The organism is Microbacterium pygmaeum, from assembly GCF_900100885.1.
GTDB classification, from domain to species: domain Bacteria; phylum Actinomycetota; class Actinomycetes; order Actinomycetales; family Microbacteriaceae; genus Microbacterium; species Microbacterium pygmaeum.
This window is the reverse complement of sequence record NZ_LT629692.1, coordinates 1,372,246-1,393,792: the sequence shown is the minus strand read 5'-3', so window position 1 is coordinate 1,393,792 and position 21,547 is coordinate 1,372,246. Positions and strand designations below refer to the sequence as shown.

Genomic DNA, 21,547 nt, shown 5'->3' with positions numbered 1-21,547 from the left:
GCTCGCAAAATTATCGCGGAGTCTCTTCGCACTGGTCAGATGAAGCATCGGGGTACTACACCGCAACCACGGTCGGTGCTGAGAACAGATTCGGGTGCTAGCGCGCTTCCGCTTAGGTGCCGCCGCCGCAAGCATCACTGTCATTGCGATACTTGCTGCGTGCGGTTCCCCTCCGCGGGTAGAACCCTCACCGGAGGTCACCGATGCCCTACGCACGCTGGTCGAGCCACCCTCCGAGCCACCATTGGTTTCGATCCAGGGTGAGGAGCTGCCGCCGCTCTACTACGACTGGGTCATTGACGGCGAACCGGTGATTTTCAAGCAGTCCGAGAACCAAGACGACATCCGATTGACTCAAGTGCCTCACCCATCGAAAACACTCGAAGTCGTCATCGGTTCGGGAGTGCCGCCGGCAGACTTGGTGATCGCCACCTTCGAGCACGTCGATGCGAATGGAGTTCCGACAGACTCTGGCGGAATGCAAACTGACTGCCTGCGTGAAGTTGACCGCTGCGATCTCATTTACGGGCCTGACTCGCTGACGGTCACCCTCGAGGCCGCCGAGTCCGCGCAAGTTGTTGTGCTTCAGCTCCTTTACGCGGCAAGGAACCCGGACGGTGATGGGATGATTCATATGAACGCTTCATGGGGGGTCCGACTCGATGTCGATCGATGACACCTACGTGAACAAGCTCTTGCAGTCGCTCAATCCATCCGGGTCGCGAGTCGACTCCTACGTATATTCGGGACATGAAGCTTGCGCGCGGGTGCTGAACCCCGCGCATGACGCACTGGGAAGAGCGGTCAAGTGGCGCGACATCGCGCCAGCTCAGTTTGACCCACGGAGTGACATCCAGTGGGCGGATCTCGGGGTTGATCTGTATGACGGTGTTGTGGAACCCGCGATGGGTAGTCCCGACGCGACCATGTCTGCAGAACTACTCCAGTGTCTGGGCAGTTGGCAGACACACACATTGGTGTCAGCTCAGTGGATTGGATATGCCGATGTCGAGCTAGGTGGCGGCCCCGATGAGATCACGTTTCCTCCCGGCCGCGCCTCCAGCTTGCGGGCGGTCACCAGTGACGATCTAGTACGTCGGCGGAGGATTCCGATGCGTTGGTTTCACCCTCAAATTGAATGGGTGGTGGGCAACGACATCTATGGCCGGAGCCTGTTTGTTAGCGGTTCGTTGGACGCTGTTGGCGCGATCGTCACTTCGCCTTCGTTGGAGGCCTATCGTGTCGATTTCAGAGACCCTGTATCGGCCGAAGACTGGTAGACAGCACCTTCCCGGCTCCTGGTGCCGCTCACAAGACTGCGTGAAACTCTTCACGGCTGAACCATCTCGTTGCGCCATGAGCTAGGGGGCGGTCACTCAACCATGGGAGATCCCGTGCGAGGCCCTTCGCCTGCCAGGAGCAAACCACGCCGGTCAACTTGGCGTCTGTCCCCTCGCCGGTAGACGCTGCCGACATGTATCCGATCGCAGACAGGACGGCCACGCTTTAGGCCGCGGCCATGGTTCCGGTCATCATCGACTCCGTCGCCGCGGGGTTCCCGAGCCCCGCGCTCCTGACATCTCGGCAAGTGCTGCCCCGTGCGACAGGGAGTAGTTCGATATCTGTCAGCTCAGCAGATGCGCCAGGTCACCCTTTGGTCGTAGCCGTGCCATGCCTCGCCAGTTCTTAGTCAGAAACGCGTGCTGGCTCGCAACAATGCCAGGACCCACACCAATATCGTGAGCGACCCGATGAACCGCCTCCGCAGTGGTCGCTTCTTTCACCTTGTCTCGCATGGCTCGTGGAATGAGCGAGTCTTGCGCGAACTGGTCGGCCGCAGTCTCAAGCGGGTCGTCATTGTCGTGCGCTGCTCCGTCCATGTCGATGTACGTCGCGCGTTTCGGGTGGAGCAGTACATGCCCGATCTCGTGCAGCACCGAGAACCAGAAGCTGTCGAAGTACTTGTAGCGATTGGTAACGGCAATCATGGGATGGCCACCGACCCATCGTGATACACCGCTGATCCGGGTTCCGTCGAGCTCGGGAACGAACACCAGAGCCACTCCGGCTTTCCGTAGGAGCTGCTGTGCTCTTCGGAAGCCTTTACTCATGTCCTCAACCGTCAGCGAGCGGATTTCGCCCGCTGCCTTCTTGAGCCGGCTTGCGTCGTACGCGTTCGCGCCGTGGAGAACATGCTCAGCCTCGCGCTCTGCGAGTCGGAGCCAGAGAGCTGTGACATAGGGGTCGATGGTGAAGGCCTGGCTCCGTTTGTAGGAAACCTGCGCCTCCATCCATGTTTTCTCGAACGCGCTTGGCGACGCGACGGCGAAGAAGGTCAGGAGCTTTGCAACGACGTCTTTCGTGAGGTCGGTTGCCTCGATGACGTGTCGGCTGATGAGCATGTTTCTTGGGAAACGAGCAGCCCATTCGGCGAAGTCCGCCCATGATTCGCGGCGCTCCGTACGAGCGGCGGCAGCTTGATACGCCGCTTCCCACTTCAGCCAGAACTCCGCGGGGACGCCAAGAACTTGCTCGAGACTGATGGCGACATCTGGCGAGAGAAGGGCGGTGCCTTTCACCACCAAGTTGACGTGTTTGGTGCTGAGTCCGGTGCGCGTCGCGAGCTGGGACTGGGTGAGTCCTTGGGCGTCAAGCTCTCGCTGCAGCATCCGGCCTGGGGGGTCCGCCCAGTCGAGAGCGGCTTCGTTGGGTGCGTAGATCTCGGCCATCAGCTACCTGCTCGTTGACGGAGCGAGTGTCCACCGATGAGAACGTCGTCAACGACGATGCTGTTCACCGACGCGTGCGCTGCTAGTCGGTCGCCAGTTCGGATTCTTCGTACGCGTCCGTCGGGGTGAAGCAGTCGCGTGTGCATGTGGACCTCCTCCAGAGACAAGATCAGACCATCGTGGGCCGGCGTGGTGCCGATGCTTCGAAGCGCAATCAGACTTCCAAGATTCGATGCGTGAACCACGACGGCAATGAGATCGCGAGCGGCGAGAGACCATTCGCCCGCGACACTGTCCAGACTCTTGCCGCGAATGCAGGTCTCCTGCAACTCGGGCTCGATCCAGGCTAAGAGCATTCTTTACCTAATAGGTATATCGTTTCGGTGGTACAATTGATGTACCCGAGAGGTAAACGATACCTGAACCTGACCATCGTCAGGGTAGACACTCCTAGGAAGGAGCCCATCGTGGCTACCAACCCCTCGTTTCACATCACCATCGACGACACGATTTACACGACCCGTGACGACGACCAGCAGGCCTCGGAGGTACTGCGCCTTGCCGGCAAGGACCCGAAGGTGTTCGACCTCTTCCGCGTCAAAGCCGGAACTGAGACGCACATCAAGGATGGGCAGATCATCCACCTCAAGGATGGTGACCGGTTCCGCGCCCGGCGGAAGCTGCGCTTCACGATTGACGGCGAACCGTTCACCACGTACGACGATGACATGGAACGCGCAGCCATCCTTCGTCTCTCGGGCGTGAATCCCGCCGAGAACGACCTCGCACGCGTCGGAGCTGGCGGTGCGGTCGACACACTCTCGGACGATGAACTCGTCCACATCAGCGACGGCGATAAGTTCGTCACGGCCAAGCGCATCGGTGGTGTCTCGTGAGCGACACCCCCGAGCCGAGCGAGGCCACCGTCCAGTTCCTGAAAGACATGGCCGCGACCGGCCATCCCGCTCGGGTCGACGGTGCCCGCATCCTCTACGAGATCGTCGCGGTCGGAGGACCGCATCAGGGCGAGACGATCACGACGGGCGTCAGCCTCTCCGAGGTGCAGCAGTGGCCCCTGTCACCGCCTCACTGGATCCACCTCCCGGAAGATCTCACCTTCCCTGGCACGAACTCGGACACCACAGACTGCCCGCCGGGGTGGCGCCGACACTCCCGAGACTTCACCTTCACGGACACCTCCATCCCGCCGGCGCTCGCGTGGCTGCGACATGTCCGCGGACAGCTGTCGATGATCACTCCTCTGGCGGCCTGAAATGTCCTCTTCCGTCGCCATGACCGGCGCGATCGACGAAGCGATGCGTGCGCATCTTCTCCGCGAAGACGGTCAGGAAGATGTCCTCGCTGCCACCTATCAACTGTCCACCGGTACCGTCCGGACGACCGCCGTCATTCGCTCAGTCATCTCACCCCGTGAGGGCGAACGCCACGTGCACGGCAACGCCTGTTTCACCAGCACCTATGTCCTCCGCGCCGCCAGCGAAGCGCGAGCACGTGGCGAAGGTCTCGTCCTTCTGCATTCCCACCCCGGTGGCCGGGGATGGCAGGGGCTGAGCCGCCCCGACCACACCACGGAGTCCGCATATGGACGCACCGCCCGCGGGATCACCGACCTGCCCCTGATCGGGATGACACTCGCCGGGCGAGACCTGACATGGTCGGCACGATTCTGGCCCGACACAGGCAATCCCCACTGGGCCGAATCCGTGCGCGTCGCGGCACCCGAATTCCGCATCTGCTGGAACGACTCCCTCCGGCCAGCACCCCCCGCGACCACATCGCAAGTTCGCACCGTTTCCTCCTGGGGTGACGTGATGCAGGGCTCCATCGCCCGAACTCGCGTCCTCGTCGTCGGAGTTGGCAGCGTCGGCCTCGACGTCGCACAGCGGCTCGCAGCTACCGGACTGGAAACCGTCGGGGTCATGGATTTCGACACCGTCGAGACCCTCAACCTCGACCGGATGATCGGTGCTACCAGACTCGATGCCGCGCTCCACCGGCGAAAGACCGACGTCGCGGTTCGTCTCATGAAAACCGCCGCCACGGCCGACCGCTTCACTCCCGTATCTCACGACATGAAGATCACCAGCCTCGAAGGTCAGCGCGCTGCCCTTGACTGCGACATCATCTTCTCGTGCGTCGATCGACCGTGGCCCCGCGCTGTAATGAACCAGCTGGCTTACGCGGACCTCATCCCCGTCATCGATGGGGGGATCGCGATCGAAACGTTCGGTGATGGGCGGCTGCGCAGCAGCATCTGGCGCGCGCATACTCTCGTACCAGGTCGACCCTGCATGGTCTGCAACGGCCAGCTTGACCTCGCTCAAGTGCGCCTCGACCAAGACGGTCTGCTCGACGATCCGACGTACATCGCGCGATCGGGGCTGCAGCCTCCATCCAGCCAGAACGTCGCCGCGCTCTCTGCCGGCGTGAGCGCGGGGTTGCTCGCCCAGTTCGTCAGTCTGCTCGCCCACCCCGGCGGGATGGGCGTGCCCGCTCCGCTGCGGTTCATTCTCGCCCCGCACCACCTCGAGCACCTACCCGCCATCAGCGGCGCGCACTGCCCGTACGAAGCCGAGACCAGCAAAGCCGACAAGCGCCGCACCATGGTCGACACTGCGCCTGCGCCCGCGCGCAGCTCCGATGCAGCACCGAAGCCCACCGCCGAGCTCGAACATGCAGCTCGGCTCGAGCAGGAGCTTGTCGATGCGCTAGGCCGGCTGCGTTGACCAATCTCGAGCCGCACGACGGACGCTAGCTCGGTATCCGGACAGCGACTTCGTGGTCCTCCTGTCCGCCGGAACAGCACAGTCTGCTCAGACACTTACGGTAGAGACGTGCCGTCCGAGTCCTTCCGAGCGTTTGTCGATGAGTCATCCGTGCTGCGGTCCACGGACCGCCAGGAGTACCTCATCGGCGCCGCCCTGATCCCTATCAATCTCTGCGAAGAAGTTCGCGAACGGGTCCGAACGCTCGCGCTTCCGGGGCAGATCAAACTTCACTGGACTGACGAAGGAGAATCACGTCGGCGCACGATCGTGAAACGACTGGCTGAACTTGCCCCCATGACAGTCGTCATCACGCACTTGAGCGAACGAATGAGGAGGAACGAGCGCTGTCGACGGAAATGCTTGGAAGCGCTCTACCACGACATGGTCGAGCTGGAGTCGTTCGAACTGACCCTGGAACATCGCTCCGATGCACAGAACCTTCAAGACCGCGCACACATCGTTGCACTCCAGGGACAAGGCCTCGATAAGCGGGTTCGGATCGATCACCGGCGCGGTGGTGACGAACCGTTGCTCTGGATCGCTGACGTCCTGCTCGGCGCCGTCAACGCCGCAGAGATCGGTGAGCCCGGTCACCTCGAAGCTCTGCAAAACACCATCCTGATCCGCCATCGTACGGCGGACTCGCTGCAGCCTTAAAAAAGCGAAGGGCCTCAGATCCAGTCGTCCGGCTGGGTTCCTGAGGCCTTCTTCCGAACCCGTCGTAACGGGTGGCATTGGCCATTCTCGCACGTATTTAGCTAACTGTCCACGTCGCATCGACAGAACACCGCCGCCGTGCTGCTGTGCCCACCGGCGCAGTCGTGTGGCCATAGAAGGTCTCTCAACCGTAACCGTCAGTCCCGTAGCTGCTGAACGTGTGCGATCTCCTCATGCTGGCTCGCTATCACCCCCTCATGTAGGCCGATAGCAAGAGACTTTGCCTCTTCGAGGTTGACAACTTCCCACACATAAGCCGCAGTCGCGTGGGGAAACGAGGCAGCTATGACCAACCAGCTTGCGGGCCGTCTCACTACCCGCAGAGCAATATCACTGGTCAGCAGCGACGAATGGTACGGCTCACCGATAGCTTCGGCAACCCAATCCGGCATGGGGGTCTGGACGAAGATCTGCGGGCCACGTCGGCTTACGGCGTATTCCAGGTGACGGCTTTCCGCACCAAATCGCTTAGGAACCCAATCAGATGGTGCCATGTCAGTCGTCCTCGTTCGAGAGAAATTGCGACAGCCATGCTTGGGTTCGATTGGTCGCATCACTCCAAGCGTTCTGATCCGACTGAGTGGTCGCCGGAGCGAAGTGAACGTTGTCGCTGTAGCTACGCATTTCGTGAGGATAGGCGATGTCTGAGAGGTGGTCGTGGAAACTGCTGTACGTGTCGGGATTCGACTCCGTGGTTGTGTCCAGCACGAGAACGGGCGTCTGGAACGGACTCGTGAAAGTCGGCATCGGCTGGGGGGTTGCGTTGATCAGCACCCCAACTTGAATATCGACGGAGTTTCGAGCGAAGAGTTCCCACGCCTTTTCCCCGGCCTCGTCGGCCGCGATCAGGCCGACGAGACGGGCACCCTTGGAATGAAGGAATTCGGTCCCCGCGTCGACAATCTCCTGGGCATAGCCGAGCTGCGCCGGTGTCGCGTTCAGCGTGAGCACGTCGATGCCAGCCTTGGACAAGCTGGCATCAAGCTGTTCCCAGCCGACGTCGTCCTCGGTTAGACGCAGCGTAATCGCGGCGGCACTGCTGTCCTTGGATTCGTCTCCCTGTTGGAAGCTGGCAGACGACACCCCGTCGATTGCGACGTCATCTGGTTCCGATTGACTCTGGCAACCGGTCATCGGCGCCAGCAGAACAATGCATAGAACGGAGAGTGCGAGCTTACGCAGCAAGTCCCCACTCCAGCCGGAACGGTGACCCGGTGGCTGACGCCGCGGCTGCGCGATCAGTACATGACCATCGCACAAACAACCAGTACCTGCCGTCGGGTGGCTGGCCCGTGGACGTGCACCAGTATCCGGCAATGCTGTATGTCGACTGCCACATCATCCAACTCCCGTAATTGAGGCAGGTCTGCCGCGAGTAGAAGTCCGACTTCCACCTCACGTAGCCAGCTGGCGGCTGTGTCCCAACGACGCCTGCGATAGCGCGATACGAGTCAACCCATCCACCTTGCGGTCTTTCTTGGGGCACATTACTGCCGACTGTCACCGCGACAGCATCTCCCTGGGACACGGTGGAAGCGGTTGCGCTTTGCGTCACGAAGACGGCTGATCCAACCACGAGTGCAGTAGTTGCGATGCACGTGACTACCTTGCGGAGCGAAACTTTCATTGCGTTTCCTCACTCTCAGACCCTCTTCGGCGAAGGTGGTACGGGAGAAGGTACACCCGCCTTCTGCCACGGCGCGTCGGCCATATGGCCTACAAATGAATGGCATCCTGCCTCGCGAGGATCCCGATGTAAGGAGCTAAGGCAGCCGATGGCCTCGTTTGACTAGCGGCCGCACATGGCTACCTACCGGCCCGCGCGCTCGAAGAAGTGCAGCCGCGGTTCGGTCCACCAGTCCTCATTGAATGTTGGGCCAAACGGATGACGTTGCTGTCATCCCGACACGCTGCCGAGCGCAGGCACCCGTGGGAGCTTCCACAGGCGCTGTGCTGGGGGTTCACGCTTCTCGTGCGTTGTCGGCGCCGCGGGCGGCGGGGCACTGCTGTCGCTGAGCGGTGGTGGCGATCCAGTCGGCGACCGCTGGTGGGTCGGCGTCGAGTCCCAGGTCGGAGATGTAGGTGCGTTCTCCGCCTTCGATGTCGACCCACCAGCGGGGGTAGTCGGGGTCGATTCCTGCGGTGTCGTGTGGGTCGTCCACTCCCCCACGGAGTCCGAGGTCGATCTGCAGGACGAATGTTCCGCCCATGTCGGCGTCGAGCTGCACGGGGAATGGGAGCAGCGCGGCGATCTGCTGCACGCGCGCGTCGATGGGGTGGACGGTGGGCTGGGGTTCGGTCATGGGATGCTCCTGCGTGCTTGTGGGCGGGTTAGAAGAGGGTGGTGAGCGGGGCGTAGTCCGGGCCAGGGATGGGCTGGTCGGTGACGGGGTGGATGCGCGGTTCGCCCTGCTTGCTGCGTGGGTAGCGGTCGCGTACCTGCAGGTCGGTGTCGGGCACGCACCAGACGATGCGGCTGCGGAAGCTTGCGCCGAGTTGGATGACGGCTTCTTCGTAGGACTCCGCCCACTTCCCGATCAGCCGGCCTTCACTGTTCTGCGCGGTCCACCAGGCTCTGCCGGGGCCGGAGGCGCCGTGGCGGTCATAGACCGGGATGCCGAGGATGGTGAGTTCGGCGTCTATCGCGTCCCACTGGCGGCGGACGGTGGCGCTGGTGGCCTGCTCGACCACGCCGGTGATGGCCATGACGCGCTGGGCGGCATCCCACAGGGTGTCGAGGCTGGCACGCGGAGCGAGCCGCACAGCGGGTGTGGTGGTGGTGTGCGGCTCGCTCATGGTGGTCAGTTCTCGATGGTCTTCTGCAGGGTGTCGATGATGGTGATCTGTCCGGGGCTGGGGATCGTGAGCGTGCCCGCGTGCGAGTAGCCCGACTGCCCCCACCGGTTGAGTTCTTCCTCCCTCCTCCCGATTAGCCGGCCCGTTTCCCGGTCGTCCTCGGTGCTGACCGTCGTGCGGATCGTGACGAAATCGCTTCGTGTCATTTCTTCTTCTCCCTCAACGTTTTCCCGGCGTGGGGCCGGACACGTAGTGCCGGTGCGGGCGGAGGCGGCGGAGTGCCTGGAGGGAGCGGTTGCTAAGCGGAGCCCGGAGCGCAGCGGAGGGTGAAGTCTGCAAATAGCGACCGGAACGGCAAGGAGCCGCAGGAGCTCGCATAGGCTCGGCGTTCCGGCCACACCCTTGGGATTGAAAGACAGCGCCGCGAAGCGGCTCATTCAGTCGGCCGTGGGCCGGCTGCCTCTCCCCGCGGCCAGGACGCGGGGCCGCTCTGAAACCGCTGTGACGGCTGGACCCCGCCTCCGCTCGGTGGGAGGTTTGGGGTCATGCACGAGAGGGAGCGGATCGCACGGGCCGCTGCCGTCTCGAACAGCATGGTCTGGTTCGGTCTGTCGTTGTTCCTTGGCACGTTCGCCGCGCAGCTTGCGCCTGCGGCATTTGCGGGCGAGTGGCATAACATCGTCGGCTGGGCTCTGCTTGTTCTTGCCGCTGTCGGGCTGTTGATCATGGGCCTCGTTGAGCAGCGGACGATGCGCGCTGCACGCATGAAATCACGAACCGCACCCGTGCGTGGGGGCGCGTGGCCGATCCCCGGTCTGTGTCGGAGTAGCGTGACATCCTCGGCCGGGGAAGGACCTCGACCATGCGACCTGAACTCCTGCTCGACATTGAGTTGTCGGCATTCTGCTCCCGCCACCAGTTCACCTCTGATCCCGCTCCCGTCATCGCGGAGCTACGCCGCATGGCAGGCCGACACACGAAATTGCTCGCTTCGACCGTTGGCCACTGGGCCGGCTACTACAACGCTCCCGCGGCGTGTACTTGTCGAAGCTCTCCTCCTCAACTTCCCCGACGCTGAGCCGTGGGTCGAAGCTGGCGCGTCACAACGATCTCGACCTGCCCACGGCACTGAGGATTACCGCTGACGGCGATCCGCTACTTTCCCCACAACGTCCTGTAGTCGACGCCACGACGGTCGACGCACCGTTCCGACAGTGCGTAGCATCGAAGGGTGCGTCGATCCTCCTTCATACGCCTCGTTGGGGCATCCGTCGTGCTGGGGGGAGCCCTTGCCGTCGCCGGCTGCGCAGAGCCCGCGGAGCCGAATCCTTCGGAGGTTCCGACGCGCATCGAAGCCGCGACGCCCGGGATCGAAACCGCGTCGCCCGCACCGGAATCAGCCGGTCCGGTTCTCGTGCCGGATGGCTCCGCCGATGACAACTTACCCTTGTTCTCGAGCGTCGTCGCTAGTGTGTGGTCCGGGCCTGAGCCGTATGCGGGCCGGGCCTACATTGATGCGCTGAGCGTGGCGGGGTTCGACCGGGGGGCCATGCAGGTGACCGAGGATGAGTCCACCGTCGGTAATCCGGCTGAGAGTATCCAGTTCTCGGTGCGCTGGGACGAGGAATGCCTGGTAGGTCAGGTGGGTCAGCCTGGATGGGGTGAGCCCGTCGCCGTCGTTGTCCCCGGCATCCTCGACGGGGGATGCCTCGTCGGGAACACCCGCCCGATCGACTGGTGAGTTGGCCGAGCTCGACGGTCGTAGCATTTGAGCGAGCTGCTGCTCTGCTGAGTGATGTGTCGACGACAGCAGGTCCGCTGCCGGCCAAGATGCTCTTGGCGCGCGCGGCGGGGATCGCGAGGTCGGAGGCCGCCCACTCATCGACTCGTGCCGTCCTGATAGCGGTACCGCGTGATGTTCCCCATGCGGTCTACAGACACCAGAAATGCAAACCCCTAGCGTGCTAACCAGGAGGCAAGAGCAATAAGAAGCTGTTTCCCTCACCGCCATCTGCCCGGCGGTGCCGTCCAAGGAGATCGGGGATTTCATGTTCAAAACGAAAAGTACAAGAACACTCGCCGCGGCCACGGTTATCGGCGCTACCTTACTCGGCGGGTTGCTGGCGGCCCCGGCGCAGGCACATACAGGGAATGCCAGCGGCTATACCTCGAGCGCAGATTGCAATGAGGATCGCAGGAAATGGATAGCAAGCAATCCTGGTCATATCGTCAGTGGGTGCGCGGCGACGACGTACAACGGACAAGTCATCTGGTACTTCGGGTGGTATCACTGAACGTCGCCGGGATCGCTCAACGGCCCGCATCCATCGGATGTGGGCCGTTGAGCCTTTGCCTGCCAGGACGCGACGGGCCCGTTGTGAAGGTCGGGAGAAGGAGTGGCGTGGTGCGCGTACGCGCAAGTGAGGCCGGGCTCGCCGCGCGTCGATAGATGGTCTTCGGCAGAGTCGCGCACCGCAGGCCGCGGCCGATGACCCTTACGAACGTCCTCATCGATCGCGGCTGACACGTCACGATTCATTGGCTTGATCGACGGTCTCGACATCTGCACAGGCCGTCCGGATGGGCCTTCACCAGTCTGTTCGTGCATTCGGAACTGACACATCTGTCGAAGTAGCCGCGCTTTGCCCACACTTTGCCCACACTTCCTCGAAAACGACCTCGGGTCGATGTAATTGAAGCGCGTCCAACTTGGCTCTACGGCCGCGGAAATCCGCGGTTTTCGCCGGTTGATGCACCTCGTCGTTAGCGCCCGGGTTCAGTTCGACTGTCGCCGTCGCGTCGATGCTCTCGACCTAGAACAGGGCTGGAAGCGTCACCGACAATCTGTCACTCGTTCCCTCCGATCTCAGCTGAATAGCGGTCGGGTGCGGCGGAGAGCCGGGTCGTGGAATACCGGAGGACCGGAGCGCAGCGGAGGACCGAGGATATGCCGCGAAAGCCCGGAGCGCAGCCAAGCCCGACCGCTACGCTCTCGATATCGGAGGGGCGTGTCACTGCCGCAGGGACTTGGCAGTCGCAATAGGCCCGAGGCTCGTTACCCAGTCCGCAGAAAGTCCGCAAAATCCCCATTCCAGAGCTTTTCGAGTCACCCTGACACAACGAAGATTCCGCATATTTCCGCGGGTTTCACCTTTCCTCAACTACCCGCAATCCGGCGAATGCAATCCATCAACTACCGGTAGCTGCCAAGTGGACGCGCGCAGGTCGATGCACACGCCGCCTCGGCGGGGGGCGAGTTCATCGTTCTGCGTCAGAGACTGGCGACAGCCGCTGCCGCCGCAATCGTGACGTACTCAGAATCCGCGTGAGCGCACCATCCGCCGCCGCAACCGGGTTCAGCCGGTAGACGTGAGTCCGTGCAGCATTTTGGCGATCTGCTCCTGCACTTGGGCGTCATCGACTTCGAACATGGCGTAACTGATGCCCGCAGTCTGGATCGGCCGGTTCGGGTATTTCTTGTACGTGGGGAGCACTGAGAGCAGTCGATCGGCCATCTGCGGCAGCTGCCAGGTCTTCTCGGCGAAGCTGTTCATGAAGATGTCGTAGCGCTCCTGCGGGTCCTGCCACAGGTCGAACAGCTCCGGGACGATCGCCGTGTAGGACGCCGGTCCGCGCCATCCGTCGCGCACGTTCCAGATCGCCTTCCACTTTCCGAGGCGGATGGCACCTGGGACCATCTCGGTCTCGGTCATGTAGAACCAGTGGTCGCGGGTCGACGGCCCTTCGCCTTTCAGGAGGGCGGTTTGGTCATAGCTGTCGAAGATCGTGGGCTCGCCCTCGCGGTCCTCGGTGGGCAGCTCGAGCCCGGCGATGCTGGCGAACGTCGCCATCAGGTCCAGTGATCCGACGATGTCGGAGTTGCGGCGGCCGGGTTCGATGGAGCCTGGCCACCAGGCGATCGCGGGCACCCGACTTCCGCCCTCATAATCGGTGCCCTTCGTGCCGCGGTACGGGGTATACCCGCAGTCGGGGTAGACGTCCTGCCATGCACCGTTGTCGGTGGTCCAGACGATCAGGGTGTTCTCGGCGATCCCAAGTTCGCGCACCTTATCCACCACCTGCCCGACCCGGTGGTCGAGTTCGACGAGGGAATCGAGGTACTTCGACTTGGCCAGTGATGCGCCTTCGAAGTCGGGATGCGGCAGGTTCGGCTGATGCAGCTTCGCGGTGTTGAGGTACAGGAAGAACGGGTTCTCGCCGTTCGCGTGGTCCTGGATATAGTCCAGTGCGATGTCGGTGGACTTCTCGTCGATGAGCGGGATGTTGGACGAGTCGACCTTCTCGACCTCGTGCGGCTCCTCGCCCGACTTGCCCTCGAGGGCGCCTATGACGTTGCCCCACATCTTCATCGTCACCGGGTCGCCGAACGGGAAGTCGGGGTTGTAGGCCTTGTCGGTGTAGGTGTACGCGTTCAGGTGGTACAGCGTTGTGTTGTACATCTCGTCGAAGCCGTGAGCGGTCGGCATCGCGTAGTCCGCTTCGCCGAGGTGCCACTTGCCGATGTGGCAGGTGTCGTAGTCGGCCTTCTTCAGCACGCTCGCCAGGGTCCACTCCGGTGCCGGCAGCCCGCCGCCCTGACCCGGGAATGCAACCGTGGTCATTCCGCTGCGGATCGGGAGTCGACCGGTGATCGCCGCGGCGCGTCCCGGCGTACAGCTCGGCTGGCCGTAGAACGACATGAACTGCAAGCCCTCGGCCGCCAGCCTGTCCAGATTCGGAGTCGGAGCGCCGCGGTTCTCGCCACCCCCGTAACAGCCCAGATCGCCCCACCCGACATCGTCGGACATGAACAGGATGATGTTCGGCTTCTCGGCCATTCTCAACGTCTCCTCGTCTGAAGGACAGTCCGTTCCGGACGTTACCAGACGGCCCCCAGCCCGTCACTGCCCATCCGCGATCTCGGAAGGCATTCCGTCCACCGCTTCCGGCTGGTGCAGCGGGACGCCAGGATAGCCACAGGATGTCGATGCGGCGCAGCGCAGACGGAGGACGACGATGAGCACGGATCCGATGCCCTCGTGGCGGGATACGAAGACGCGACGCGCGATCGTGGAGTTCGTCGAGACGGTCGCGCAGGGCCCGGATGCGGTTCCTGCCAGTGAGCGCGTTGCAGTGTTCGACAACGACGGGACGCTCTGGATTGAGAAGCCGGTCATCGCCCAACTGCAGTACCTGATCGAGCGGTGGCGGGAACGGCTGCAGACAGACCCGACTCTCGCCCAGCGACAGCCCTACACCGCCGTCGCGAGCGGCGACCTGTCGTGGCTCGGCGGCGCCGTCGACAAGCACTACGCCGGAGACGACAGCGACCTCGGTGTGCTGATCGCCGCCATCGTCGAAGTCACGCAAGGTATGAGTGTCGGCGACTACGCGGCATCCGTCGCCGACTTCTACCGCACCGCCCTGCATCCCACGCTGCACCGCCCGCTCTCTCAGTCTGTCTACCAGCCGATGGTCGAGCTGCTCCGCTACCTCGAGGCGAACGGTTTCACCTGCTACATCGTCTCAGCAGGCGAACGCGACTTCATGCGGCCGATGGCCGAGGACTACTACGGCATCCCGCCCGAACGAGTCGTCGGCTCCGCGTACGGACTCACGTACGACGCGGACTCCGCAGCAGTCCGATACACCGCAGACCTCTCGTTCTTCGACGACGGCCCCGAGAAGCCGGTGCGGATCTGGAGCCGGATCGGGCGACGGCCACTGTTCGCAGGCGGTAACGCGAACGGCGACATGCCGATGCTGAACTTCGCACGCAGCGGTGGGAAGGGATTCGCACTTCTGGTCCACCATGACGACCCGACCCGCGATGACATCCCTTACGGCACGGGCGTGGAGACCGCCCTCGCAGAGGCGGACGCGCTCGGGTACACGGTTGTCAGCGTCAAGGACGACTGGGCACAGGTATTCCCCGCTGCCCACTGATCGGTTCAGGCGTCGCGAGCGCAGCGGAACCCGATGTGCGACATCCCCGTGTCCTCGGACTGCGCTGACCGCGCCGCGGGCCGGAACCGCAGGCAGTACTCGGGTGAGCACAGAAACGAGCCACCCTTCAAGACGCGGCGACCGGTCGTCGGGAATGCGTGGTCGGCGCTCGCCCGTGCGAGCAGGTTCTGCCGCTTCTGCGGGTCGACCGGACGATCCGAGAGCCGCACGTGGCGCGGCGTGTAGTAGTCGCTCGTCCACTCCCATACGTTGCCGATCATGTCGAACAGCCCGTAGCCGTTCGCAGGATACGAACCGACCTCCGCCGTTCCGCCCACGCCGCGGTTGTCGTACGGGAACCGCCCCAGCCAGGAGTTCGCCCGCGCCTTCCCGCCAGGATACGGCTCGGAACCCCACGCGAACCGCGCCCCGTCCACTCCCCCACGCGCCGCGAACTCATGCTCAGCCTCCGTCGGCAGACGCAGCCCCGCCCAGTCCGCGTACGCGACCGCGTCCTCGAAGCAGACATGGACGACGGGATGCTGCATCCGATCGTCGATGGAGGACTCGGGGCCGAACGGACGCCGCCAGAAGGCGCCCGGCTGCCACCGCCACCACGCCCGCCAGTCGCGGAGGTCGACCGGGCCGTCCGTGGGAACGAACACCATCGACCCGGGGACCAGGTCCGCCGGGTCCGCGCCGTCGAAAGCCGCAGCATCCAACTCGCGCTCGGCGACCGTGACATACCCCGTGTCATCCACGAATCCCGCGAACAGCTCGTTCGTGACCTCACAACGGTCGATCCAGAACGGCTCGACAGACCGCTCATGCACCGGACGCTCGTCCGGATAGAACTCATCCGATCCCATGCGGAACGTTCCGCCGTCGATCAGCACCATGCGCTGCGCATCCACTGCCACACGGCAACCGTACCTACGATCCGCAGCGAGCCCTCCACGGCACCACCGGCGAAGGCAGGAAGATGTGCGCATGTCGACGCTCTCAGCGATGCTTCGGACGCTCATTCCTCAGACACAGCGACAGACGGCCGCCGAGGTGACCGAGGCCCTCGACCTCGGCTCGGGCGACCGGGCAGGCAAGCGCAGCGGCTTTCTGATCATGCTCACGCTCGCGGGCATCGTCGCAATCGCGGGCGTGTTGACCGATTCGACGGCGACGGTGATCGGAGCGATGATCATCGCTCCGCTCGGAACTCCCATACTCGCCATCGCGCTCGGCATCGTCACCGGTCGCCTCGACCTGGTCGTGCGGTCCGTCCTCTGGGTGCTCCTCGGTCTCGCACTCGTGACCACACTCGGGCTCGTGTTCTCTCTGTTCGTCGCGACCCCGGAAACGCTGGAGACGAACTCGCAGGTGATCGGGCGGACGTCGCCGAGCTTCATGGACCTGGTTGCGGCTCTGGCGACCGGATTCGCGGGAGGCTTCGCAATGTGCCGTCGTGACCTGAGCGCGGTCCTCCCCGGTGTGGCGATCGCCATCTCCCTCGTTCCGCCGCTCGGAGTTGTCGGTGTGTGCGCAGGACAGGGACTCTGGGCCGACGCTGTCGGAGCACTATGGCTGTTCCTTTCGAACGTCGTCGCGCTGATCATCGCGGGAAGCATCGTGTTCACGGCGGCCGGGTATGCACGCGACCCCGGGTCGTCGCTCGTCGCCAACCGACGCCGCGCCTACGCGATCGTCGCCGTGCTCACCGCGATCATCGCGATTCCGCTGGCATTCAACTCGGTCGCCTCGATTGCGCTGGCCAGATGGTCGGTCGCGATTCAGAACGCGGGGACCGCGTGGCTCGCCGAAGAGCAGGATGCGCGAATCTACGGCCTGCAATGGACCGGCACCACGGCAACGGTCACAGTGACGACGAGCGATGGAAGCACGCCACCGATCGACGAATACAGCGACGCGCTCGATGCGGTCCTTCCATCGTTCGTCGGTGTCGTCGTGGACGTCGGACAGGGAGTGGAACTGCGGATCAGATAGGGCGACACGTCTTCGCGCCTCATCTTCCGAAGACCGTTGTGCGGCGTTGTCTGCGCCTGCCCACATCACCCGGAAAGAACGACGCGATCGGTGCGCCGAGCTCGATACGGTGCGGCGTGACGATACTCCGTTAGGGACCGCCAGTCGGAATGGATCGTCGGAAAGAGACTGCGATGTGCCCTCAGGACGTGCTTCCGTTCCCACCCACGCCTTCGGCCAGCGTCGCCGGCCGGACGATGCAGGAGTCGGTGTATCACCAGCGAGAGACTCCCGCGCGGCTTCCGGCTGACGCCCCGAACATCCTGATCATCCTGATCGACGACGCCGGCCCCGGATTGCCCGACACGTTCGGCGGCGAGGTGCGCACCGACACACTGAGTCGAGTGCTCAGCGAAGGCATCGGGTTCAACCGCTTCCACACCACCGCGATGTGCTCCCCGACCCGCGCCTCGCTGCTGTCGGGTCGCAATCACCACCGGATCGGGAACGGTCAGATCGCAGAGCTCGCGAATGACTGGGACGGCTACGCGGGCGAGATCCCCAAGAGCAGCGCCCTCGGCGCCGAGGTGCTGAAGGACTACGGCTACTCCACGGCCGCATTCGGCAAGTGGCACAACACCCCGGCGGTCGAGACGGGCGTGTCGGGGCCCTTCCACAACTGGCCGACCGGGAACGGGTTCGAGTACTTCTACGGGTTCCTCGCCGGCGAAGCATCCCAGTACGAGCCCAACCTGGTGCGCAACACCACGAGTGTGCTGCCACCGAAGACCGCTGAGGAGGGGTACCACCTCAGCGAGGATCTCGCGGACGATGCGATCCACTGGCTCCGCAATCACAAGGCGCTCGAGCCTGACAAGCCCTTCATGATGTACTGGGCGACCGGATGCCTGCACGGCCCGCACCACATCATGAAAGAGTGGGCCGACAAGTATGCGGGCAGGTTCGACGAAGGGTGGGATGCGTACCGTGAGCGGGTCTTCGCGCGCGCCAAGGAAACCGGCTGGATTCCTGACGACGCCGAGCTGACCGCCCGGGACGAGCGTCTCGCCGCCTGGGACGACATCCCAGAGGACGAGAAGCCGTTCCAGCGCCGCCTGATGGAAGTGGCCGCCGGATTCGCCGAGCACGCCGACGTACAGGCCGGCCGCGTGGTGGACGAACTGGAGAGCCTGGGGTACGGCGAGAACACGCTGATCCTCTACATCTGGGGCGACAACGGCTCGTCGGGTGAAGGACAGAACGGCACGATCAGCGAGCTGCTGGCGCAGAACGGCATCCCGTCGACCATCCCGCAGCACATCGAGGCGATGAACGACATGGGCGGCCTCGATGTGCTCGGCACGCCGAAGGCCGACAACCAGTACCACGCGGGCTGGGCATGGGCGGGCAGCACGCCGTACAAGGGCATGAAGCTGGTCGCGTCGCACCTCGGCGGCACCCGCAACCCCATGGCCATCCGGTGGCCCGCGAAGGTCACACCGGATGCCGCTCCCCGCGCCCAGTTCGTGCACTGCACCGACATCGTGCCCACGCTGTACGACCTGCTGGGCATCTCGCATCCGCGCGTCGTCAACGGCATACCGCAGGACCCGATCGACGGCACGAGCTTCGCGGCCATCCTGCAGGACGCCGACGCGAAGTCCGAGCACCTCACGCAGTACTTCGAGATCATGGGCAGCCGCGCCATCTACCACGACGGCTGGATGGCGTCGGCATTCGGTCCTCGCGCGCCTTGGGTGCCCGGCCTGCCGCCGGGGATCGCCGAGTGGACGCCCGATCACGACACGTGGGAGCTGTACCACCTCGACGAGGACTGGACCCAGGCGCACGATCTCGCGGAGGAGCAGCCGGAGAAGCTCGCCCAGATGAAGGAACTGTTCGCGATGGAGGCCGCGAAGAACAGTGTCTACCCGATCGGCGGCGGGCTCTGGGTCCCCGTCTACCACCCGGAGCTGCGCATCTCGACGCCGTATCGAGAGTGGAATTTCACGGGCGACATCATCCGGATGCCGGAGTTCATCGCCCCTGCGCTGGGCAACCGCGCGAACACCGTCACTCTCACCGCGACGATCGGCGACTCGCCCGAAGGGGTTCTTTATGCACTGGGCGGTGCGGGGGGCGGGCTCACCTGCTTCGTCGACGGCGGCCGGATCGTGTACGAGTACAACCTCTTCATCGTCCAGCGCACGCAGATCCGTTCGGAGCGGACGCTGACGCCGGGCCGGCACACGATCGTGGTGGAGACCTCCTACGTCGAGGCGCGCCCGGGCGGCCCGTTGCGCGTCGTGATCTCCGTCGACGGGGAGGAGTGGGCGAGCGGAGTGGTCCCCGTCAGCGCGCCGCTGCTCTTCACGGCGAACGACTGCCTGGACGTCGGCAGGTGCCTCGGCGGCGTGGTCTCACTCGACTACTTCGACCGAGCTCCGTTTCCGTTCACGGGTGACATCCACACCATGAACGTCATCTACACGGCCTGAGCTCATCGCCACGTCGGTCGGATGCGGCCGCGCTGCGGGCGCGGTCACGAGAGTGCAGCGCCGTAGCGATCGCAGTCGCTGTCGGGGCGGTCGAGACCGCGCAGTCGAGCGTCCGTCCAATTGATCAGGACGGGGAGGAAGCGCGAGCCGGGGAGCAGCGTCTGCAAGTGGGTGTAGCCGCTGTAGACCACCCAGCGGGCACGATCGCCCTGTTCGCAGAGTTCTCTGACGAAATCCTCCTGCAGCATCGGGGGGATGACTTCGTCGGCGTCGCCCCATGCGACCAGTATCGGGGTGTCCCAGGGGCCACGGACCGCGTTCTCCTCGAGGCGATCTCCGAGTGGACCCGAGGTGAGTCCACCGACGTACAGCGGCCGATCTTCGGAGACGCCGAGCGCGGCGACGACGGAGACCACCACGCCCGGCTCGGTAGGACACCGCTGCGTCATTTCGCGGACGATCGCCCGAGAGCCCGGTGCGATGTAGCGTTCCAGATCGACGTCGGCGTAGGTGTCCGCGTACGGGACGAGGACCCATGAGATCAAGACGGACAGCAGAGCGGTCGCCTCACCGGACGTGAGTTCATCTGCGAGGGCGACCGGGTCGGTGACCGGGGCGAGCACTGCCGTCCCGCGCATCTCGATGTCCGGCGCGTAGCTCGATGCGATCTGCGCCATCCACAGCGCTGCGTGGCCGCCCTGGGAGTGGCCCCATGCGACGGTCTCCGGCCGCAGCGCGAGCCCTTCGATCTCGCGTGCTGCGAGGACGGCGTCCAACGACGATCGGGCTTCTCCGAGACCGATCAGGTACGGGAAGACTCCTTCTGTCCCCTGACCGGAATAGTCGGACGCGACGATGACCCATCCGCGAGAGATCGCCTCGTTCAAGGACGGAATCGCCCATCGCGTCGCGGATTCGGTTCGCAAGCTCGGCGCGCAGCCGCGAGCGACACCCGTGGTGCCGTGGTTCCATGCGACCACCGGCCGGGCTCCCGGGCGATTCTCGTTCGGCACGATGACGAGTGCGCTGGCGATGGCCGGCGCCCCCAATGCGTCCCGTGTCGTGTAGAGCATCCGGCTGACATCCGCGCCGGGAGGCTGCGTCCCGTCGAAGGCGGCGATGCGAATGAGACGACCGTGCGCCGATGGGACGTCTTCGGGTTGATCGTAGAACGAGTCCACGACGGGGGCGCCGTCGCCGAGCCATCCGTTCAGCCACCATCCGCCGATGGACGACGCGACGAGCAGGCCGGCCAGGGCGCTTCGTCCGACCGCAGCCCACACGGTGTGCCGCGTCGCTGTCGTGGACGCCGGCTCGTCGGATTCGTCCATCGCGGCGGCGGTTCTCGATCGCCGTGCGATGCTCCGCAACGACTGGACCAGAAGGAATCCGCCGTACCCGAGGGTGCGGACTCCGAAGACGACCGCAACGACGAGCACGGTCACGTCCGGCCACGACAGCGCGAGGACACCGAACACGATCTGACTGGCGCCCCACGCCGCCGCCAGAACTCGCTCGCTCAGTCTTCCGCCCGCGATCACGTCCCCGAGAGAGGCGAGACCGCCGATGAGGAGCAGGATGGCGAGCGCGCGAGGCAGGAGGTCGAGACTGCGGTCGAGGAAGACCAGGACGGCGAGCCCCGCGACGATCCACGCACCCGCGATGATCCGCTCCCACAGACGAGCGGAACGTCCGTCGGGCCGCAACTCTGCAACACCGGAGATGATCGCGCTCAATGCGACGTAGATGCCCAGGAGGTAGATCGAAGTGAGAGGTCGGGTGATGATGAGCGCTCCGAGAAACACCAACCCGAGACCGGCGATCGTCACGATGGGGATCGGCGCGCGACGCAGAAGACGCGGGATCGCACCCCGTCGCGGAATGAGTCCCATCCATGCCCGCTGCCGCACCATCGCCACATGATAAGCATGGGGGCATGTCCGGACCGATCGAGCAGTCGTCCAACGCAACTGGTCCGATGCGCACCGCGAACTGACGATCCGTGCGTGCTGCGACCGCGTTCCGGACGGCGTAGCTCGCGACCTCGCGAGTCTCGATGCCGATTCGACGCTCGCGTCACGAAACCGGGCACAGC

18 protein-coding genes are annotated in these 21,547 nt (G+C 64.2%); 10 read left to right on the top strand and 8 right to left on the bottom strand.

Annotated elements, in window-relative coordinates; genetic code table 11:
* Nucleotides 1-244: 244 nt before the first annotated feature.
* Nucleotides 245-676 (top strand): hypothetical protein, encoded by a 432-nt coding sequence (locus tag BLT19_RS06425; protein WP_091487872.1) that lies wholly within the window; start codon nt 245-247, stop codon nt 674-676.
* The gene (locus BLT19_RS17550; protein ID WP_157681777.1) at nt 663-1,280 is read left to right on the top strand and encodes a hypothetical protein; all 618 of its coding nucleotides are present in this window, start codon (nt 663-665) and stop codon (nt 1,278-1,280) included. Before BLT19_RS06425 ends, BLT19_RS17550 begins: the two co-directional genes overlap by 14 nt.
* 345 nt (nt 1,281-1,625) lie before the next feature.
* On the opposite strand, the gene BLT19_RS06420 is transcribed toward BLT19_RS17550, so the two are convergent.
* Nucleotides 1,626-2,729: an ImmA/IrrE family metallo-endopeptidase gene (locus tag BLT19_RS06420; RefSeq protein ID WP_091487869.1), complete on the bottom strand. Its 1,104-nt coding sequence runs from the start codon at nt 2,727-2,729 to the stop codon at nt 1,626-1,628.
* Between the two features lie 383 nt (nt 2,730-3,112).
* Here BLT19_RS06420 and BLT19_RS06410 point away from each other — a divergent pair, with 383 nt between their 5' ends.
* From BLT19_RS06410 to BLT19_RS06395, 4 genes are all read left to right on the top strand, one after another.
* Nucleotides 3,113-3,625, top strand: coding sequence for a hypothetical protein (locus BLT19_RS06410; protein WP_157681776.1), 513 nt, complete (start codon nt 3,113-3,115; stop codon nt 3,623-3,625).
* A complete protein-coding gene (locus BLT19_RS06405; protein WP_091487861.1) occupies nt 3,622-4,002 on the top strand; it encodes a hypothetical protein in 381 nt (126 codons plus the stop codon). The genes BLT19_RS06410 and BLT19_RS06405 overlap by 4 nt, the downstream gene beginning before the upstream one ends.
* Nucleotides 4,003-4,021: 19 nt before the next feature.
* Nucleotides 4,022-5,476, top strand: a complete 1,455-nt coding sequence (locus tag BLT19_RS06400; protein WP_157681775.1) for a ThiF family adenylyltransferase — start codon at nt 4,022-4,024, stop codon at nt 5,474-5,476.
* A gap of 108 nt (nt 5,477-5,584) precedes the next feature.
* On the top strand, nt 5,585-6,175 hold the full coding sequence (locus BLT19_RS06395; protein ID WP_091487855.1) for a hypothetical protein: 591 nt from the start codon (nt 5,585-5,587) through the stop codon (nt 6,173-6,175).
* 555 nt (nt 6,176-6,730) lie between these two features.
* Here the strand turns inward: BLT19_RS06395 and BLT19_RS06390 are convergent.
* The 4 genes from BLT19_RS06390 to BLT19_RS06375 form a co-directional block, all read right to left on the bottom strand.
* A complete protein-coding gene (locus BLT19_RS06390; protein WP_157681774.1) occupies nt 6,731-7,420 on the bottom strand; it encodes a hypothetical protein in 690 nt (229 codons plus the stop codon).
* Nucleotides 7,421-8,196: 776 nt separating this feature from the next.
* Nucleotides 8,197-8,538, bottom strand: coding sequence for a hypothetical protein (locus BLT19_RS06385; protein WP_091487851.1), 342 nt, complete (start codon nt 8,536-8,538; stop codon nt 8,197-8,199).
* Nucleotides 8,539-8,566: 28 nt separating this feature from the next.
* Nucleotides 8,567-9,031 (bottom strand): hypothetical protein, encoded by a 465-nt coding sequence (locus BLT19_RS06380; protein ID WP_091487849.1) that lies wholly within the window; start codon nt 9,029-9,031, stop codon nt 8,567-8,569.
* Nucleotides 9,032-9,036: 5 nt separating this feature from the next.
* Complete coding sequence (locus BLT19_RS06375) at nt 9,037-9,237, bottom strand: hypothetical protein (RefSeq protein ID WP_091487845.1); 201 nt, start codon at nt 9,235-9,237, stop codon at nt 9,037-9,039.
* Between the two features lie 1,025 nt (nt 9,238-10,262).
* Here BLT19_RS06375 and BLT19_RS18245 point away from each other — a divergent pair.
* Entirely contained in the window at nt 10,263-10,772 is a 510-nt protein-coding gene (locus BLT19_RS18245) for a DUF6993 domain-containing protein (protein WP_407939818.1), read from the top strand.
* 1,615 nt (nt 10,773-12,387) lie between these two features.
* On the opposite strand, the gene BLT19_RS06365 is transcribed toward BLT19_RS18245, so the two are convergent.
* On the bottom strand, nt 12,388-13,869 hold the full coding sequence (locus tag BLT19_RS06365) for an arylsulfatase (protein WP_091487842.1): 1,482 nt from the start codon (nt 13,867-13,869) through the stop codon (nt 12,388-12,390).
* Nucleotides 13,870-14,047: 178 nt separating this feature from the next.
* Between BLT19_RS06365 and BLT19_RS06360 the strand changes: the two genes are divergently transcribed.
* Nucleotides 14,048-14,977 (top strand): HAD family hydrolase, encoded by a 930-nt coding sequence (locus BLT19_RS06360; RefSeq protein WP_091487839.1) that lies wholly within the window; start codon nt 14,048-14,050, stop codon nt 14,975-14,977.
* A gap of 5 nt (nt 14,978-14,982) precedes the next feature.
* Here the strand turns inward: BLT19_RS06360 and BLT19_RS06355 are convergent, their stop codons facing one another.
* A complete protein-coding gene (locus tag BLT19_RS06355) occupies nt 14,983-15,876 on the bottom strand; it encodes a formylglycine-generating enzyme family protein (RefSeq protein ID WP_091493434.1) in 894 nt (297 codons plus the stop codon).
* Nucleotides 15,877-15,967: 91 nt separating this feature from the next.
* On the opposite strand from BLT19_RS06355, the gene BLT19_RS06350 reads away from it, so the two are divergent.
* Nucleotides 15,968-16,975: a TIGR00341 family protein gene (locus tag BLT19_RS06350; RefSeq protein WP_091487836.1), complete on the top strand. Its 1,008-nt coding sequence runs from the start codon at nt 15,968-15,970 to the stop codon at nt 16,973-16,975.
* 188 nt (nt 16,976-17,163) lie between these two features.
* Nucleotides 17,164-19,452: an arylsulfatase gene (locus BLT19_RS06345; protein ID WP_231917824.1), complete on the top strand. Its 2,289-nt coding sequence runs from the start codon at nt 17,164-17,166 to the stop codon at nt 19,450-19,452.
* A gap of 44 nt (nt 19,453-19,496) precedes the next feature.
* Here BLT19_RS06345 and BLT19_RS06340 read toward each other — a convergent pair whose 3' ends face one another.
* Nucleotides 19,497-21,365 (bottom strand): lipase family protein, encoded by a 1,869-nt coding sequence (locus BLT19_RS06340; protein ID WP_231917823.1) that lies wholly within the window; start codon nt 21,363-21,365, stop codon nt 19,497-19,499.
* Between the last annotated feature and the right edge of the window lie 182 nt (nt 21,366-21,547).